The 18,106-nt window shown below is 72.2% G+C and carries 11 protein-coding genes; 6 read left to right on the plus strand and 5 right to left on the minus strand.

Annotation, left to right across the window (positions count from 1 at the left end; all coding sequences use genetic code 11):
• Positions 1-54 precede the first annotated feature (54 nt).
• Complete coding sequence (locus NR798_RS31480) at positions 55-1,374, plus strand: amidohydrolase (RefSeq protein WP_375766219.1); 1,320 nt, start codon at positions 55-57, stop codon at positions 1,372-1,374.
• A gap of 11 nt (positions 1,375-1,385) precedes the next feature.
• Here NR798_RS31480 and NR798_RS31485 read toward each other — a convergent pair whose 3' ends face one another.
• The 3 genes from NR798_RS31485 to NR798_RS31495 form a co-directional block, all read right to left on the minus strand.
• The gene (locus tag NR798_RS31485) at positions 1,386-2,102 is read right to left on the minus strand and encodes a hypothetical protein (RefSeq protein ID WP_375766220.1); all 717 of its coding nucleotides are present in this window, start codon (positions 2,100-2,102) and stop codon (positions 1,386-1,388) included.
• Positions 2,103-2,228: 126 nt separating this feature from the next.
• Positions 2,229-5,024 carry a protein kinase gene (locus NR798_RS31490; RefSeq protein ID WP_375766221.1) on the minus strand — a complete coding sequence of 932 codons (2,796 nt, stop codon included), beginning with the start codon at positions 5,022-5,024 and terminating at the stop codon, positions 2,229-2,231.
• 3 nt (positions 5,025-5,027) lie between these two features.
• Positions 5,028-7,403 (minus strand): LamG-like jellyroll fold domain-containing protein, encoded by a 2,376-nt coding sequence (locus NR798_RS31495; protein WP_375766222.1) that lies wholly within the window; start codon positions 7,401-7,403, stop codon positions 5,028-5,030.
• A gap of 201 nt (positions 7,404-7,604) precedes the next feature.
• Here NR798_RS31495 and NR798_RS31500 point away from each other — a divergent pair, with 201 nt between their 5' ends.
• A complete protein-coding gene (locus NR798_RS31500) occupies positions 7,605-11,564 on the plus strand; it encodes a protein kinase (RefSeq protein ID WP_375766223.1) in 3,960 nt (1,319 codons plus the stop codon).
• A 6-nt stretch (positions 11,565-11,570) separates the two neighbouring features.
• Here the strand turns inward: NR798_RS31500 and NR798_RS31505 are convergent, their stop codons facing one another.
• Positions 11,571-12,458, minus strand: coding sequence for a pirin family protein (locus tag NR798_RS31505; protein ID WP_375766224.1), 888 nt, complete (start codon positions 12,456-12,458; stop codon positions 11,571-11,573).
• 93 nt (positions 12,459-12,551) lie between these two features.
• Positions 12,552-13,007, minus strand: coding sequence for a MarR family winged helix-turn-helix transcriptional regulator (locus NR798_RS31510; protein WP_375766225.1), 456 nt, complete (start codon positions 13,005-13,007; stop codon positions 12,552-12,554).
• A 196-nt stretch (positions 13,008-13,203) separates the two neighbouring features.
• On the opposite strand from NR798_RS31510, the gene NR798_RS31515 reads away from it, so the two are divergent.
• From NR798_RS31515 to NR798_RS31530, 4 genes are all read left to right on the plus strand, one after another.
• Entirely contained in the window at positions 13,204-14,397 is a 1,194-nt protein-coding gene (locus NR798_RS31515; protein ID WP_375766226.1) for a hypothetical protein, read from the plus strand.
• 116 nt (positions 14,398-14,513) lie between these two features.
• A complete protein-coding gene (locus NR798_RS31520) occupies positions 14,514-15,689 on the plus strand; it encodes a hypothetical protein (protein ID WP_375766227.1) in 1,176 nt (391 codons plus the stop codon).
• Between the two features lie 94 nt (positions 15,690-15,783).
• Complete coding sequence (locus NR798_RS31525) at positions 15,784-16,929, plus strand: anhydro-N-acetylmuramic acid kinase (RefSeq protein ID WP_375766228.1); 1,146 nt, start codon at positions 15,784-15,786, stop codon at positions 16,927-16,929.
• Complete coding sequence (locus NR798_RS31530; RefSeq protein ID WP_375766229.1) at positions 16,926-18,098, plus strand: ADP-ribosylation factor-like protein; 1,173 nt, start codon at positions 16,926-16,928, stop codon at positions 18,096-18,098. Before NR798_RS31525 ends, NR798_RS31530 begins: the two co-directional genes overlap by 4 nt.
• Positions 18,099-18,106: the final 8 nt, after the last annotated feature.

Consider the following 18,106-nt stretch of genomic DNA (forward strand, 5'->3'; position numbering starts at 1 on the left):
GCAGGCGCGGCCGTGCTGTAGTCGGCGCCTCTGCCCCGGACTGGAGACCGCACGGTGAAATCCCTTTCCCTCCTCGCCCTCGTCCTCGCCGCCCTTGTCTGGCCCACCGGTAGCGCGTGGGCCGCGAAGGCCCCCTCCCCCGCCCTGGAGGGCCTCGACGGGCTCTACCCCGAGCTGGACGCCCTCTACCGGGACCTGCACCAGAACCCCGAGCTCTCCCACCAGGAGGAGAAGACCGCGGGGAAGCTCGCCGAGCGCCTGCGCACGCTGGGCTTCGAGGTGACGCAGAAGGTGGGCGGCCATGGCGTGGTGGCCGTGCTGCGCAACGGCAAGGGCCCCACGGTGCTGCTGCGCACCGACATGGATGCCCTCCCCGTGGAGGAGAAGACGGGGCTGCCCTACGCCAGCAAGGTGATGGCGAAGGATGACACCGGCCAGGGCGTGCCCGTGATGCACGCCTGCGGACACGACGTCCACATGACGGTCTGGGTGGGCACCGCCACCCTCCTGGCGCGCACGAAGGACCGCTGGCGCGGCACGCTCGTCATGGTGGGTCAGCCCGCCGAGGAGCGGGGCAACGGCGCGCGGGGCATGCTCCAGGATGGCCTCTACAAGCGCTTCCCCAAGCCGGACTTCGCCGTCGCCCTCCACAACAGCGCCTCCGCCGTGTCGGGCTCCATCGAGTACGTATCCGGCTACGCCCTGGCCAACGTGGACTCCGTGGACATCACCCTCCACGGCAAGGGCGGACATGGCGCCTACCCGCACACCACCGTGGACCCCATCGTGCTCGCGGCCCGCACCATCCTCTCGCTGCAGACGCTCGTGAGCCGCGAGAAGTCCCCGCTCGAGCCCGCGGTGGTGACGGTGGGCTCCATCCACGGCGGCACCAAGCACAACATCATCCCGGACGAGGTGAAGCTCCAGCTCACCGTGCGCTCCTACAAGCCCGAGGTCCGCAAGCAACTGCTCGCCGGCATCGAGCGCGTGGTGAATGCCGAGGCCACCGCCGCCGGCGCGCCCCGCAAGCCCGAGGTGTCCGTCTCCGAGGGGACTCCCGCCACCTACAACGACCCCGAGCTGACGAAGCGGCTGATCGGCGCCGTCACCCGGGTGCTCGGCAAGGACAACATCCGCGAGGCCACGCCCGTCATGGGCGGCGAGGACTTCTCCGAGTACGGCCTCGCCGGCGTCCCCGCGGTGATGCTCTGGCTGGGCACCGTCGAGCCCAAGCGGCACGCGGAAGCCAAGGCGGCGGGCGAGACGCTCCCCTCGCTGCACTCGCCGCTGTTCGCCCCGGACCGGGAACGGACGCTCCGCACCGGCGTCACCGCGCTCACCACCTCCGCCCTGGAGTTGCTCGGCAAGCCCTGACGGCGCGTCCCCTACTCGATGACGACGCTCGCCGAGATGCCGTTGAGGAAGAGGGGCGCCTCGCAGGCCGTGAAGCCCTCACAAGACTCCACGCCCACGTGCGCGGTCCCCTCGGTCAGGCTCAACACGTAGCGGCCGGGCGGCAGCGCGCCGAGCGTGAAGCGCATGTGTGCCCCTTCCACCTGGGGGAAGTAGTAGTTGTCGTTGGTGCTCCCCTCGGCCCGCAGGGTGACCGTCGGCGTCTCGAGCCGATCCGTCGCGGGGAACCACTCGAGGTCGACGTCCTGCCCGCCGCGCAAGGTGGCCTGCTCCTGGCCATTCACCTGGAAGCGGCGGACCGCCCGAAGCGACTGGAAGACCGCACGCATCTGCGTCTCCCCATCCGAGACGATGAACTCGCTGCGCGTTTCATCGACCGGACGCCGGGGGCCCGTGAACCAGGGCATGATGCAGGTGTGGTAGCCCTGGGTGACCCGGACGTTGTCGCCCCGGCTCTCCCGCTTGAACTGCGTTCCATTGACGGTCAACCGGGTGTCGTCGGGCACGCGGTGACACGACCCGTTGATGTCCTCCTGCTCGGGATCGATCACCACCATCTCGTCGCCAAGCTCGGTCTCGAGCTCGACCCGGAGGACCGGACTGGGGAGCTCCTTCAGGCTCACATCGATCACGGAGGGTCCGCAGCCAACGGTGGTCGCGAGGGTCAGCAAGGGCAGGAGCTTGTTCATGCCCTGCATGTCTGCACGGCCCACGCCAAGCCACTGGTCCGGGGTAGCACCTCGGAGGTGTGCAACGCGCCACACAGCGCGCGTGCACAAGACGGTAGGGCGTGCACCCTTCTCATCAGCCCGGGCCTACGGGGTGGAGCCAGCGGACTTCACCCCCTGACTCCAGTCGCGCGGCGGCGCGGAGGCGGCACGCTCGCGCTGCACCTGCAGGACATGCTCGGTGCCATCTCTGAGCAGGGTGACCTTCACCTGCGTGCCCGGGGGGCCCTGGAGATACTGCTTCGCCTCGTCCTGCGTGCGCACGGAATGACCGTCGGCGCCAGTGATGACGTCCCCGGGCCGCAGCCCCGCCTTCCAGGCCGGTCCCGAGCGGAACACGTCGGGCAGGCGGACCCCTCCTTCGGCATCCTCCAGCCACACGCCAATCTTGCCCGGCTCCACCACCGGCTCCTCCACGCGCACATCGGCGAGCCGGAAGGACGCGTGGGATTCGATACGCACGGGCACGTCGACCCGGCGCCGGCCGATGGCGGTGACCGCCAGGCTGCCCTCCTCCGCCCCCGTCACGAAGCGGAAGCCGCCATCCGCTCCCGTCGTCAGTGACACCGAGCCGCTCCTGCCGATCCACCCTCCCACCCTCGCGCCCGCGATGGGAAGACCCGTCCGGCCATCCACCACGCGCCCCTCCACCTGCGTCAACCGCTGCACCCCGTTCGACAGGTCCACCGCGAGTTGGACGACAGGAGCCTGTGGTGGGCCCAGCATGAGCCGCGCGTTGCGCACGGCCATGGGCAGGCGCACCTGAAGCCTCGGATGGGAGCCAGCACCGCCGGTGGTGGGCAGCCACCGGGCCTCGTACTCCCGCCCCTCCTTCTCCATGTCCTTCAGCCTCGCCTCCAGTTCCGGCACGCAGCGGCCGCGCGGCTGGCGCGAGCCCACGAGCGAATCGAACGTGAGCGTCAGCAGCGTCTCGCGCTCCGAGCCATCCTCGGGAGGATGCGAAGGCTCGTTGGGCACCAGGGTGTACACGGCCTCGGCCAGCTCCAGCGTCCGCGCCCCGCGGCAGGCGCTGGACTTCACCTGGCTGCCTGGCAACTGGAAGTCCGACATGCCGTGCACGGGAAGCACCGTGACAGGCTGCTCGCGCGACGCCCACTGCGTGCGCGGCACCGACTCGGGCGGCACCTTGCTCGTCCGCTCCGGCACCGCCTCCACCAGGGCCTGGACGTCCTTGTCCTCCAACACTCCCGCGTAGAGGCGCACGTCGTCCACCGTCATCCTGGCATTGGGGATGTAGTGCAGGGCCGGGTCGAGGCCGAGGCTGAAGTAGAGCGGCCGCACCTCCTCGCCCTCCCGGGGCGCCGCCTTCGCCACGCTCCGCCCGTCCAGCCAGAGACGGTAGCCCTGGGGTCCCCAGGCCAGCGCCACGTGGTGATAGCGATCCGGGCCGAGCGTCGCGTCCACCTCCTGCCATCGCCCGACATCACCGAGCCGCAGCTCCCCGTCCCACCCCATGCGGACCTGGACGAGCCCCTCCCCCTGTTTGCGCAGCAGCGTGAGGAGCGGTCCGGGGCCTGGACCCGAGCGGCCCACCCAGAACGTCACCGCGCCCGTGCTCCCCATGAAGTCCTTCGGAAGGCCGAGCCAATCGAGATAGAGGGCACCCCGCTCGTCCAGCAGAACGCCCCAGCCTCGCAGGCTGAACAGCGGCTTCGCGCGATAGAACGTCAGGGGCCGGACGCCAGGAGTCTCGGAGGCGATCTTGTCCTCCTTCGTGTCGGCATCGAGCGACCATTGCGCGCGCAGCACGGGAGTCGTCACGTCCGGTGGCGGAGCCGGCGCGGGAGCCGGGGCCACGGCCGGAGCAGGAGCGGGCGGCACGGCCGGAGCCGGGACCGGAGCCGGACGCGAAACCACGGCGGCGGGCGCCGCGATGGGCTCGGGCCCGGCCGGCGTCCGGAGGAGTCCCCAGGCCCCGACCACCAGCAGCGCCGCCACCACCGACGCGCCTGCCCCCACGAGGGCCCACCGTTTCCGGCGTGTGCGCGGATCCTCGACGGGCCCGTCGAGCGCCAGCAGTGCCGCGTGCGCGTCGGGGAACCGGTCCTCGGGCCGCCGGGCCACGAGGCGGCGCAGGAAGGCGGCGAAGTGGCGCGAGACATTCACCTCGCGTCCGAAGACGACCGCGTAGTCACCGCGCAGCAGCGTCTCCGGAGGCTGGCGGCTGAGCAGGTGCAGCAGCGTCGCTCCGAGCCCGTACAGATCGCTGCGCGGCGAGGCGCTGCCCGCGAGCTGCTCGGGAGCCATGTAGCCGAAGGTGCCGGTGATGGTGGCCGGGCTGGCGTTGCCCTCCGCCAGCACCCGCGCGGAGCCGAAGTCCACCAGCACGAGGCGCCCATCGTCGCGGCGCAGCAGGTTGGCGGGCTTGATGTCCCGGTGCACCACCGGCGGCGCGCGGCCGTGGAGATAGACGAGGACCTCGAGCACCTGACGCGCGATGTCCCGTGCCTCCTCCTCGTCGAAGCGGTGCCCGGCGAGACGTTCCTCCAGCGACTCTCCGAGCACGAGCTGCTGCACGAGGTACAGGCGCATCGCCGCGTCCTCGCCCTCGCGGAACGCGCCCCGGAAGGCGGGAATCCTCGGATGGACGAGTGACTGGAGCACCCGCGCCTCGCGCTCGAAGGCCTCGAGCCACTGCGGACCCGGCATGTGCGCGAAGACGAGCTCCTTCACGGCCACGGGATGGCCCTGGGCGTCGAGCGCTTGGTAGAGCCGCCCATGGGGCGTCTGGGCGATGACGTGCTGGACGAGCAGCCCACCGGGAGCCCGCGCCACGCCGCAGAAGGAGCAGCGCGCCTCGGAGTGGGGACGTGCACAGCCCGGGCAGGGCTGGGCCTCATGAGAGGGAGGCGGCGAGACCATGCGTCACTCCTCCACCAACGAGAGGTTGTCGAGAGCGCCCGTCACGCCCGCCCCGTGCCCCAGAACACTCAGGCGCACGATCCGGGCGAGCGGGTGGCCGTCCTGGCCGAGCAGGCCGTTGAGCTCCACCCGATGGCGGCGGAGCCACTCGCCAGGGCGCACCTGACGTTGCAGCGTGACACCGCGCGCCGGACTCCGGACGTCATGGGGACTGTGGCCCACCCAGAGCGAGGCCTTCTCGCGCTTCTCGTTCTCCACCTCCAACTGGAGCACGAGCCCCTGGGCGGGAACCTCCGGAGAGCGGGGACCGGGCTCGTGCGCGTCCACCCGGACGTCGTACTCGAGCCACACCTGCTTCCCCCGGGGAATGAGGCGCCAGGGCGGCTCCCAGGTGACGATGGGACCCGCCCCACCCGCCGCGGCGCCACGCGAGACGTGGAGGACGTGCTCGCCCCGCTCCGCGACGACAACCGCGCTCACCCGCGTGGTGCCGTTGGAGGCCGCGGGCGTCCAGCGCTCGGGCATCTGGGAGAAGTGCTCCTCGCTCAGGGGCTGCGCCCGGGTCCTGCCACGGCCAGCCCTGGCGAGGGTCGCGATGGCCTGGGGCGTCAACTCTCCCCGGTAGACGCTCAGGTCGTCCACGGTGAGCTGGGGCGAGTCGCCGCGGATGGTGGGGTCGATGCACACCAGCATGAATTGTCCCGTCTGGGGCAGGCGCCCGGGCCGCTTGTCGCTCGCGGCGAGGGCCCCGTCGACATACAGCCGGGTGCCCTTCGCGCCCCAGGTCGCGGCGACGTGGTGGAAGACTCCCTTGTCGAAGGGCTCGCGCGCCACCACGTCCTCGGGCCAGGCCCCGTTGAGGTGGAGCAGCCCGTCGTCCCCGAAGAAGAGGGCCGGGCCCAACCCCTGGCCGGTGGGACCGTCGATCCGGATGGCGAACACCCAGCTCGTCCATGCCAGCTCATCGCGGCGGATCCACAGCGAGAGGGAGCCTTCCTCCAGCTTCTTCAGCACGTCCTTGTCGTCCGTGGAGAAGCCCTGGTCGGTGTTGGTGTTGTGGCACCGGATTGCTCCGTCCCACACCCCGGGGACCCGGTGGATGTCCCGCTGGACGTGGCCGTGGCCCGTGTCGTCGTGGATGACGGGGTCGCCCTCGAACTCGTCGAAGCGCCAGCGCGCCACCAGGTCGAAGCCCTTCAGCGGGCCAGGAGCGGGCTTCCAGCGCGTCGGGACCGCGGGCGATGGCTCCGGCTCCGTGGACGAGCCCAGCGCGGCGATGGGCCTCCCCATGAGCGAGCTCTTCGCCGGAGCTGGCTCCTCGGACCCGGTTTCGGGCTCGGGAGGCGGAGCGGGCGCGGGAACCGCGGCCACCACAGGTGCTGAACGCGGAGCCTCGGGCGGCGGGGCGGCGGGCCGCAACAGACCCCGGACTCCCACGCCCAGTCCGAGCAGGAGCACGGCGCCCAGGGCGGCCTGGAGCTTCCAGGGCCGGCGGATCCTGCCATCGCCCGCCGGAGACTCGAGGGCCAGCAGGGCATCGAGCGCGGAGGGGAAGCGGGCCGCGGGGTCCCGCGCCACCAGCTTGCGCAGGAACCGGTGCAGGCGCCCCGAGCCGGGCACGAGTCCCTCGAAGCGCAGCTCCAAGTCCGGCCCGCGCAACAGCTCCGGGGACTGCCTGCCCAACAGGTGGATGAGGGTGGCGCCCAGCGCGTAGAGATCGCACGTCACGTCCACCGTGCCGCCGAGCTGCTCGGGCGGCATGTACTCGAAGGTGCCCACCAGGGTGGCGGAGGCCGTGCGGTGTCCCAGCAGATCCCTCGCCGCGCCGAAGTCGACGAGGAAGAGCGTGCCGTCCTCGCGCCGCACGAGGTTGGCCGGTTTGATGTCGCGGTGGACGATGGGCGGAGACAGCCCGTGCAGGTACTGCAACACCTCGAGCACCTGGTGGGCGATGTCGAACGCCTCGGTCTCCTTCAGCGCGCGCTCGCGCAGGAGCCGCACGAGCGGAGTCCCCTCGACGAACTGCTGGGCGAGATAGAGCCGGGTGTGGACGCCCTCACCCTCGTGGAAGTGCGCGACGAAGCGCGGGATGCGGGGATGCGACACCTCGCGCAGCAGGCGGGCCTCGCGCTCGAACGCCTCCAGTTGCCGCACGTCCGGGACGAACGCGAAGACGAGCTCCTTGAGCGCCACGCGGCTCCCATCCGGAGCCTCGGCGGCGTACAGGCGTCCATGGGGGCTCTGCGACAGCAGCGAGAGGACCCGGAATCCACCCGGCGAGGCGGCCGCGCCGCAGCGCACGCAACGGCCGTGGGCCAGGGGACTCGCGCACAGCGGACAGGTACCCGGCACCGGGAGCCGGGGAGCAGAGACGTTCACGGCGCGTATCCTGTCAGGACCCAGGAGCAACGCCTACACCCGGCAAGAGCGCGGCGCCACGATGGACTCGACGGGCCGGGCCGGGCACACGGGTCGTGCGGGTGCAATGACTCGCATTGCACGAAGGGCAGACCCCCGCCCCCTGGCGCGGCCCCAGGCGCGGCGTGTCCGTGATACGCATTCGCGTGGAACGAGGACGCAATGATGAAGACCCAGCCCGTCCCACCACCGCCGTCTGTCTCCCAGGACCCGGCGGACTCCGGGTCACTCCCCCTGGGGTGGAGGCTGGCGGGCCGCTTCGTCCTCGAGGCCGTGGCGGGCCGTGGCGGCATGGGGACCGTCTACCGCGCCAGGGACTCGCTCAGCGGCCGGCCCGTGGCACTCAAGCTGCTGCGCCCCACCTCCACCGCCGACGCGGCCCAGCGCTTCACCCGCGAGGCGCAGGTGCTCGCCACCCTGCACCACCCCCGCATCGTCTCCTACGTCACCCACGGCCTCACCGAGCAGGGCCAGCCCTTCCTCGCCATGGAGTGGTTGGAGGGCGAGGACCTCGCTCAACGCCTCGCGCGCCAGCCCCTGAGCCCGCCGGAGACCCTGGCCCTGCTGCGCCACGCGTCCGAGGCACTCGAGGTGGCCCATCGGCACGGCATCGTCCACCGCGACCTCAAGCCCTCCAACCTCTTCCTGCGCGCGGGGCGCCCCGAGGACGTGGTGCTGCTGGACTTCGGCCTGGCCCGTCCCCTCGCCCCCTCGCGCGCCCTGACGGACCAGGGGCTGATGCTCGGGACCCCGGGCTACATGGCCCCCGAGCAGGCCTCCTGCCAGGGCGAGCCCACCCCCAGCGCGGACATCTTCTCCCTGGGCTGTGTCCTCTACGAGTGCCTCAGCGGCCGGCGCGCCTTCTCCGCGCCCCACTCCGGCGCGATGCTGGCGAAGATCCTCCTCACCGAGCCGGAGGCGCTCCGGACCCTGCGCCCCGAGCTGCCCCAGCCCCTGCACGAGTTGGTGGAGCACATGCTGGCCAAGGATCCGCGGAAGCGGCCGCCAGACGCGGGCCACCTGCGCGCCGCGCTGGAGGCACTCGACGCGTCCGGTGGCGGCGGGGGCCCTGGCCGCGTCCAGGAGCCACCCCGCGAGAGCCTGGCCCGCACCGAGCAGCAGCTCGTCAGCATCCTCCTGGCGGCGCTCCCAGGCCCGGCGCTCGACGGGGACACGGTGGACCTGACGGCCCTGGGCTCCTTGCGCGACTCGCTGCGCGCGCTGCTGGTACCCCAGGGCGCTGTCGTGGAGGTGCTGGCGGATGGCTCGCTGGGCATCGCGTTTCCGCCGGGCCATGGGACCGCGACGGATCAGGCGACGCTGGCCGCCCGCTGCGCCCTGTCCCTCAAGGAGCGCTGGCCCGAGGCCTCCGTGGGGCTCGCCACCGGCCGCGGTCTGCCCAGCGGGCGTCTGCCGGTGGGCGAGGCCGTGGATCGTGCCGGCCAGCTCCTGCTGCGGTGGAGCGGGCTGCCCGCCAGCGCCACGGCCCACGTGCTGCTGGATGAGCTGTCCGCCGGTCTGCTGGGGGCTGGCTTCCAACTCACGCGCCTCCAGCCGGACCTGTTCCTGCTCCAGGGAGAGCGCTCGAGCGCGGACGCCTCGCGCCCGCTGCTGGGCAGACCCACCCCGTGCGTAGGCCGCGAGGAGGAGCTGGCGCTGCTGGAGCGGGCCCTCTCTTCCTGCGTGGAGCAACGCCTCGCCCAGGCCGTGCTGGTGACGGCCCCCGCCGGCACGGGCAAGTCCCGGCTGCGGCATGAGTTCCTCCGCCGCCTCGAGCACGAGGGACGGGAGGTGCGGGTGCTGATGGGCCGTGGAGAGCCCCTGGGGACGGGTTCGGCCGGCGGACTGCTGGGCCAGGCGCTCCGGGGGTTGTGCGGTGCCGCCGAGGGCGAGCCGCTCGAGGTGAAGCGGCGGAAGCTGGAGCAGCGGCTGGCGCGCCACCTGCCTCCGGGCGAGGCGCGCGAGGTCATCGGGTTCCTCGGCGAGCTGTGCGGCATCCCCTTCCCGGACGAGCACAGCCCCCGGCTGCACGCGATGCGTGGCGCGCCCCAACTGCTGAAGGCCCAGGTGGACCGGGCCCTGGTGACCTTCTTCCAGGCCGAGTGCCAGCAGGGCCCGGTGCTGCTGGTGCTGGAGGATCTGCACTGGGGCGATGAACCCTCTTTCAGGTGGGTGGGCGAGTTGCTGCGAGCGCTGGCCGGGCACCCCCTGCTGGTGCTGGCCCTGGCGCGGCCCGAGGTGCACGCGCTCTTCCCCCACCCGTGGCCCGGCGCCGTGCGGGAAGTCTCCCTGGGAGGCCTCGGCCGCGAGGCGTGTGCGCGGCTGGTGCACGAGGTGCTCGGGCCGCAGGTGGCCGGGTCCGTCATCGAGCGCCTGGTGGAGCAGAGCGCCGACAACACGCTCTTCCTCGAGGAGCTCATCCGCGGGGTGGCCGAGGGGCGGGGGGAGACGGCACCCGCGACGGTGCTGGCCATGCTGCAGGCGCGCCTGTCGCGGCTGGAGCCCGGTGAGCGCCAGGTGCTGCTGGCCGCCAGCCTCTTCGGCCGCACCTTCTGGGCGGGCGGGGTGGGCGCCGTGCTGGGGCTGGAGGAGCCGCGGCCGCTGGAAGGCCGGCTGCGGCGCTTGGAGGCGCTGGAACTCATCGAGGAGCAGCCCACGCGCCGCTTTCCCTCCGAGCCGGAGTACCGCTTCCGCCACGCGCTGGTGAGGGATGCGGCCTACGGGCTGGTGCCCGACGGCTCGAAGCCCGTGGGCCACCGGCTGGCCGGTGCGTGGCTGGAGCGGGCCGGAGAGCATAACCCCGGGGTGCTCGCCGAGCATGCCTGGCTGGGCCAGCAGCCCGAGCGCGCCGTCCACTTCCACGGGCTGATGGCCGAGCAGCTCCTCAACCGCCACGACGTGCATGGGGTCCTGCGAAGCGTGGAGGCCGCCCTGCGCTGCGGCCCCAGCGCCGAGGCCCGGGCCCACCTGAGCGCGCTGCGGGCCATGGCGGCCCTGTGGGGAGGGGACATGAGCCAGGCCGGCTCCCTCCCGGCGCTGCTGCCGGAGCTGAGGGCTGGCGGCTACCCGTGGTGCAAGGTGATGGAGTTCCTCATCATCAGCGGCATCCTCGCGACCCAGTCCGATGGCGTGAGCGAGCTGGCCGACAGGCTGTGGCATGCCACCCCCGAGGAGGGGGCCCGGGCGGCCTATGCCGAAACGGCCTGTTTCACGGCGCTGAGACTGACCTGGCTCGGCGCGCGCCGGGAGGCCCTGGCCTGGCTCGAGCGCCTGGACGGGCTCGGCGGCGAAGGCTCCGCGCACACCCTCTCCATCCAGGCGTGGGCGGGCTACGCGAGTGGATTCGCCCTGCACCACCTGGAGCCGCGTCCGTGGCGGAGCCTGCTGCGGGTCCGGCAGTCGATGCAGTGCTTCCGGGAGATGGGCTGGCCCGAGTGGATCGGCCCGCAGGTGACGGAGGGGCTGGCGCTGGCGGCCCTGGGGGAGTTGCCCGCCGCGCTGAGGGCGCTGCGGGAAGCACAGGCGGCGGGCGAGCGGACCGGGGATTTCATCTCGCACACCTTCGCCCGGAGCCATCTCACGCTGGTGCTGTCCGGCAGTCCCGACAAGGCCGAGCGCGAGGAGGCGCGTGCCCTGGCGAGGGAGTGGGTGGAGGGACAGCAGCCCCTCGGGGCCTCCTTCATGGCCATGGCCCGGCTCGCCCTGGCGCGGGTGGCGCTGGCGTGCGGGGAGCCCGTCGAGGCCGAGGCCTGGGCCCGCCAGGCGTGTGTACCGCGAAGCCCGTACCACGCGCTGCTGGCGCGCGCGCTGCTGAGTGCCGCCCTGCTGGCCCAGGGCCGCACCGCTGAGGCCCGCCAGGAGGCCTCGCTCGGAGTCCAGGAGTTGGAGGAGATGGGGGATGCGGGAGCCGCCTCCGTGGGACTGACCCTGGCCCTGGCCGAGGCCTGCTTCGCGGACGGCGACACCGGAGCGGGCGAGGCCGCCCTGCGCGAGGCCCTGCGGCACGTGCATACGCGCGCCGCGGACATTCCCGAGGCGCCCCAGCGCGAGCGCTTCCTGCACCAGGTGCCGGAGAACGCCCGCGCCCTGTCGCTGGCCCGGGAGCGCGGGCTGCTCCCCTGAAGCGGCTCAGCGGTGGATCCGCCCCATCCTCCCGCTCTGGTAGTCCTCGAACGCCTGGATGATCTCCGCCTGGGTGTTCATCACGAACGGCCCGTAGCGCACCATCGGCTCCTTCAGCGGCACGCCCGAGAGCAGCAGGAGCTGCAGGGGCTGGTTGCCCGTGTTCTCCATCACCACCGAGTCCGCGTCGTTGGCGAACAGCACCGCCTGTCCATCCACCGCGCGCGTCCCCTTCGGGCCGAACGTGCCCTCGCCGCCGAACACGTAGGCGAAGGCGTTGTGGTCCCCCGGCACCGGCTGCTCGAACCGGCCTCCTGGAGCGAGCGTGAAGTGCAGGTATTGGATGGGCGTGCGCGTGTCGATGGCCGCGCGCGCGCCGAGCGACTCGCCGGCAATCACCTTCACCCGCACCCGGCCATCCGGCGTCGACGCCACCGGGATGCGCGCGGACGGCAGCTCCTGGTAGCGCGGCGCCATCATCTTGTCGCGCTGGGGCAGGTTGACCCAGACCTGGAAGCCGTGCATGCGGCCGCCCGTCCGGGAGAACTCGCGCGCCGGCATCTCCGAGTGCACCACGCCCGCCCCCGCCGTCATCCACTGCACGTCCCCCGGCCCGAGCTCGCCCGCGTGGCCCGCCGAGTCCGCGTGCTCGTGCCGGCCCTCCAGGATGTAGCTGACCGTCTCGAAGCCCCGGTGGGGGTGATCCGGCGCGCCCTTCGCCTGGCCCGGCGGCAGGTCCACCGGCCCCAGCTCGTCCAGCAGCAGGAAGGGATCGAATTGCATGAAGCCCGCCACGGGGAACGGCCGGCGCACCACGAAGCCCTCGCCCTCGGTTGTACGCAGGGCCTGCACCACCTTCACGACAGAACGCGTGCTCATCCCCACCTTGCTCATGACCGTCTCCTTTTGCTTCGAACCCTAATGGTTCGTACTGGAACTAAATGCGCGAGCGGAAACTTCGTTGCGGGACACCGGAAGCCGTGGGGCTCAGCCCTCGGACAGCGAGAGGCCGAGCTTCTTGCAGAGCGCGCCGAGCGTCTCCTGCTCCTCGGCGGTCAGGGCCCCCAGCAGCGCCGTGACGTGGGCGGCATGGGCGGGAAACACCCGCTCGATGACGCGCCGGCCCTCGGGAGTGAGGCTCACCACCACCACCCGGCGGTCCTCCGGGCTGCGCTCGCGCTGGATCCACTTGCTGCGCTCGAGGTTGTCCAGCAGCGCCGTCATGTTGGGGTTGCTGCGCAGCAGCTTGCGGCCCAGCTCGCTCTGGTTCATGGGCCCCACGTGCAGCAGGGCCTCCAGCACCGCGAGCTGCGGCGGGGTGATCTCCAGGCTGGCCAGGTGCCGCTGGAGCCGCGCCCCGAGCGTCTCCGTCGCCCGGGTCAGCTTGACGAACGTGTCGAGCGCCCGCACTTCCCGCGCACTGCCTTTGTAGTGAGCCGGCATCGTTCGCACCCGAAAGGTTCACACCGTGAAGGCTATGGACTGAAATGTTCGTATTGGAACTAATCCGGTTCCGGACCGTTGGCAAGCGCGCGCGCCCCCATCCCATCCGAATTCGCGGGCTGGCGCCAGCCCGCCCGGCCGCACTCCAGACGGCGCTCCAGGACTCGAGAGGGAGCGCACTAGCATCGGCTCCGTGATGCGCGCCGTACTGCTAGCCCTGCTTCTGTTTCCCGCCCTGGCCTCCGCCACGGACGTGCGGGGAACGCTTTCCACCTCGACCGTCTGGACGAGGCGTGGCAGCCCTTATGTGCTCCAGGGCGATGTCACCGTGGCCTGGGGCACGAAGCTCACCCTCGAGCCCGGCGTCCGGGTCATCGCCGCGTCCAGTGACGCGCTGAAGTCCGGGGTGGATCCGCGGCGGGTGGAGCTGATCATCGATGGGACGCTGGTGGTGCGAGGCACCGCGGAGCGCCCCGTCGAGCTCACCTCCCAGGGCGGCAGCGGCTCCTGGTACGGCATCCGGGTGCGCGGTGGCCGGGGCACGGAGATCCACGGAGCCGTCATCACCCAGGCCCACCAGGGCATCTCGCTGGGCATGAGCGCGGCGGTGAAGAACACCTCGGTGAGCGCCACCGCGGAGGACTGCATCCAGGTGAGCTGGGGCACCGCCACGCTGGCCGGCAATGAGCTGAGCGGGTGCGGACGCGCGCGGGAGGAGCAGGCCCCGCGCATGGCGTCCCTCCAGTCCCCTCCCCCGAGCGAGCCCAGTGTCCGGGGCCGGCGCATCTTCATGATGGCCGAGCAGGGCATTCGTGGCGGTGTGCTCGCCGCCCGCTTCACCCGGCCGCGCGAGGAGCACCCTTCCCGCCCCACCGCGCTGGAGCCGAGCCCCCCGCGCCCGGCGCCCACCGTCATCGTCCGCTCGACGGGCGAGGCCACGGTGCACGTCGCCGCGTTCCGGCCGGCGGAGGCCCTCGGGTTGCTCAGGCGAAGACCCTGGAGCCGGCCCGTCACCCCCGGCCCCGCCGCACCTGACGAAGCGCCCGAGGTGCCCCCTCCGCACGGAGCTGAAGCACTCCAGGCGGGACTCGCGCCTGCCCTCACGGCACCGCTCACACTGCATTCAGGAACCGGAGGCTCCGCGGCGGGTCCTCCGGCCCGGGAGGAGTGCGCCCGCTTGCCGCAGGTGCTCGAACCGCCGCGGTGCCCTGGCCTCCGGCGTTGGAGACAGGAGCAGGAACGTCTCGGGAGTGCCCTCTCCGGCGTCTCGAGCCCGCGTGAGCCAGCCGTGGCGCCCCTCCTGTCTCCCCAGGCGAGCGCCGGGGAGCGGGGTCCCGCGCCGCCAGGGCCACGGCACCTGGACCGGTGGATCCTGACAGCCCCCGGCTGAGCCAGGACACCCGTCACGGCCCTGGCCGGGCGGGGAGGCAGGCCCTTCCCCACTCATCCCGGGAGACGGCGTCACATCCCGCGCGCGGGCCCCCTTCTTCCTGGAGGAGGTCCGCCATGGAAGACACCCAACTGCCGCACCGCACTGGCAAGCGCTGGGCGAAGCTGCGCAGCCTGGAGTCCACACTGCGCTTCCTGGAGGAGCAACAGGAGGGTCAGACGACCCTCCAGGCCCGGAGTGTCATCAAGAACCTGCGCGAGCGCCTGAAGCAGGCGGAGAGCTGGCTCGAGTCACGGCGCTGGCGGCCGCACTTCCCGCTGGAGAACTGCCAGTTCTGGGAGCTCATCCATGGCATCGCCGCGGATCTGCTGCTCCTGCTTCCCCTCGACATGCTCGCCACCGAAGCGCTGATGGTGGAGGAGAACTTCCGGCGCAACATCCACGAGCCCATCGCGCGTGCCACCTGGTTGGGGGCCGATGACAAGCCGGGGCCGTTGTGCAACGCGGTCCGGTGCGTCCGGGAGCTCTCCCACCGGGTGGAAGGCCTGAAACCCGACGAGGAGCTGAAGCTGCGCCACGCCCGTCAGGTCCTCCGCAGCGCCCAGCGTCAGGTGCTCCGGCACTCGGACCGGTACTTCCTGCAGCTCGATCTCACCATGATGATCCGCACCTTGAGCGGGGCGCTGCTGGTGCTGCTGTTCATCCTCACCCTGGTGGGCCATCTGCCCGCGCAGTTCGCCGGGCTCATCCTCAAGAACCCCATCGAGCTGCCCTGGAAGGGACCGGCGATGAGCACCCTGTCGCTCATCCTGCTCGGGGCGGGGGGCGCCATCACGGCCAACATGCTCTCGGACAAACCGGTCCTCGTCATGCGCGGCCCCTTCTGGAGGCAGTTCGTCTACTACCTGTTCGTCAAGCCCTCCATCGGCGCCGTCGCCGCGTTCCTCTTCTACCTGCTGGCCGTCTCGCAGCTCTTCTTCAGCATCGAGACCGCCACGCCCGTGGTGGGCCCGCTGTTACAGGGCCCGGGACAGCTCCAGCCCGCCCTGCGCATCGTCCTGGGGAACAACGAGGCCCTGGTGTGCACCTACGCCATCCTCATCATCGCGGTGGGCTTCTCCGCGGAGCGCTTCCTCAGTCCCATCATGGACCGGGTGATGAACAAGCTGTTCATCACGGCGGAGAAGACCGAGTCCTCTCCGGGGACCCCCGCCCCGGGCGCCCCCCCCGCGAGGACACCGGCCCCCGCCGCCCCCCCGGCCTTCCCCGCGGAGCCCGTCCGGAGCACGTAGGCCGGAGCACGCTGGAAGGTTCCCAAGCCTCCAGGCTGACACTCGCCCCCGCCGGGGGCAGCGGATGTGGGGCCCGGGCTTTACACTTCCAGGCATGAGCTCGCGACCGCCTCCTCCCAACTCGCGCCTGTGCGTCGGCCTGCTGTCTGGCACCAGCGTGGACGCCGCGGAGGCCGTGCTGTGCCGCGTCGAAGGCACCGGCCCCGAGGTCCGCATCTCCCTCCTGGCCCACGTCTCCCGGCCCTTCACCTCCGAGTTCACCCAGCGCGTGCTCGCCGCCAACGACGCCCGCTCCCTGTGCGAGCTCAACTTCGCCCTGGGTGAACACTTCGCCCAGGCCGCCCTGGAGGTCATCGCCCGGGCCGGCCTGCGCCCCGAGGACGTGGACGTCATCGGCTCGCACGGCCAGACGGTGGCCCACTTCCCGGCGAGCCTCTCCGGCACGCCCTCCACGCTCCAGCTGGGCGAGCCCTCCGTCATCGCCGAGCGCACCGGCCTGCCCGTGGTGAGTGATTTCCGTACCCGGGACGTGGCCGCGGGGGGCGAGGGGGCGCCGCTGGTGCCCTACCTGGACTGGGCCCTGTTCCGGAAGCCCGGGGTGGCGCGGGCGCTGCAGAACATCGGTGGCATCGGCAACGTGAGCGTGGTGAGCGACCGGCTCGAGGACACCATCGCCTTCGACACCGGGCCGGGCAACATGGTGATGGACGGGCTGGCCCGGCGGATGACGGGCGGCGAGCTCCAGTGCGACCAGGACGGGCGCCTGTCGCGCCAGGGCCGCGTCATCCCCGAGCTGCTGGCGGAGCTGCTCGCGCACCCCTTCCTCGCCCTGCCCCCACCCCGCAGCGCCGGCCGCGAGGGCTTCGGCGACGCGCTGGTGGAGCGGCTGTGGGAGCGCCACGGTGCTACGCGCCCGTACGATTTGATGGCCACGGCGGTGGCGTTCACGGTGGAGGCCACCGCCCGGGCCTATGAGCAGTGGCTGCTGCCGCGCTTCGCCCTGGAGGCGGTGTACGTCTCCGGCGGCGGCACCCGCAATCCGGTGCTGATGGAGCGGCTGACGGCCCGGCTGGCGCCCCTGCCCGTCCGCCCCCTGGACGTGCTCGGGCTGCCCGAGGGCGCCAAGGAAGCCGTGTGCTTCGCCCTCCTGGCGAACGAGCACCTGTCCCGCACCCCCGCGAATGTGCCGTCGGCAACTGGCGCGAAGAGGCGAGTCGTTCTAGGTAAGCTGACACCGTGAGCAGCGTGAACCTGGTGGCCCGCGAAGTGGCTGTGAAGATCGTCTTCTACGGACCGGGCCTGTCCGGAAAGACGACGAGCCTGCGCAAGGTGTACGAGACCGTGCGCCCCGCGCATCGCGGCGAGATGATGTCCATCGCCACCGAGGGAGACCGGACGCTCTTCTTCGACTTCCTGCCCGTCAAGGTCGAGCGGGTGAATGACTGCACGGTGCGGCTCGCGCTGTACACGGTGCCCGGCCAGGTCTTCTACAACGCCACCCGCAAGCTGGTGCTCCAGGGCGCCGATGGCGTGGTCTTCGTGGCGGACTCGCAGCCGGAGATGATGGACGCCAACCGCGAGTCGATGGCCAACCTGGAGGAGAACCTGCTCGAGCAGGGCGTCCGGTTGGAGCGCTTCCCCCTGGTGATCCAGTGGAACAAGCGCGACATCCCCAAGGCGCTGCCCGTGGCCGAGCTGCGCGCCGCGCTCAACCCGCGCAACGTCCCCGACTTCGAGACCGAGGCCCTCAGCGGCCGCGGCGTGCTCGACGCCCTCAAGGCCATCACCCGGCTGGTCATCCAGGACTTGCGCGTCAAGCGCATCGTCCCCCCGCCCCGTACCGCCACCCCGGCCATTCCCTCGCTGGGCGCCCCCAAGGCCAGCGGCGGTGGAGGGCTGGAGGCCCAGCTCAGCCAGCACCTGGCGAGCCGCGTGCCCTCCGCCACCGCCCCGGCCGCGGCGACGGCGGCGGCACCGGCGCCCATGGTGGCGCGCCCCTCGCGCAGCATGCCGGCCATCGTCGCGCCGCCCCAGGTGCAGGTGGCCCCCGCCGTCGCGCCCCCCGCCCTCACCGGACAGCGGCCGCTCGGGCCCGCGAGCGCGCTGGCGCCCTCGGAGCTCTTCGACCACGCGCGCGCCGCCGAGGGAGCCTTCTCCTCCGGGGATTATGGGACGTGCATCCAGGCCTGCCTCGATGCCGCGCGGCGCGGGCTCGCGTTCGCCGGCGAGGGGACGCTGGGCGCCCAGGCCCACCTGCTCCACGTGGACGGGGCGGATCTGCTCAAGCTGCAGACGCTCGCGGCCCGCTCGAGCAACCGCGTGGATGACGCGGCGTTCGCGCTCTACGTGCTGATGCAGATCTTCTCCCGCCTCCACGCCGCGGGCCTGCCCACGCCCGCGTCGGAGTAGCGGCGCCC

The organism is Archangium gephyra (assembly GCF_042230915.1).
In the GTDB taxonomy this organism is placed as follows: domain Bacteria; phylum Myxococcota; class Myxococcia; order Myxococcales; family Myxococcaceae; genus Archangium; species Archangium gephyra_B.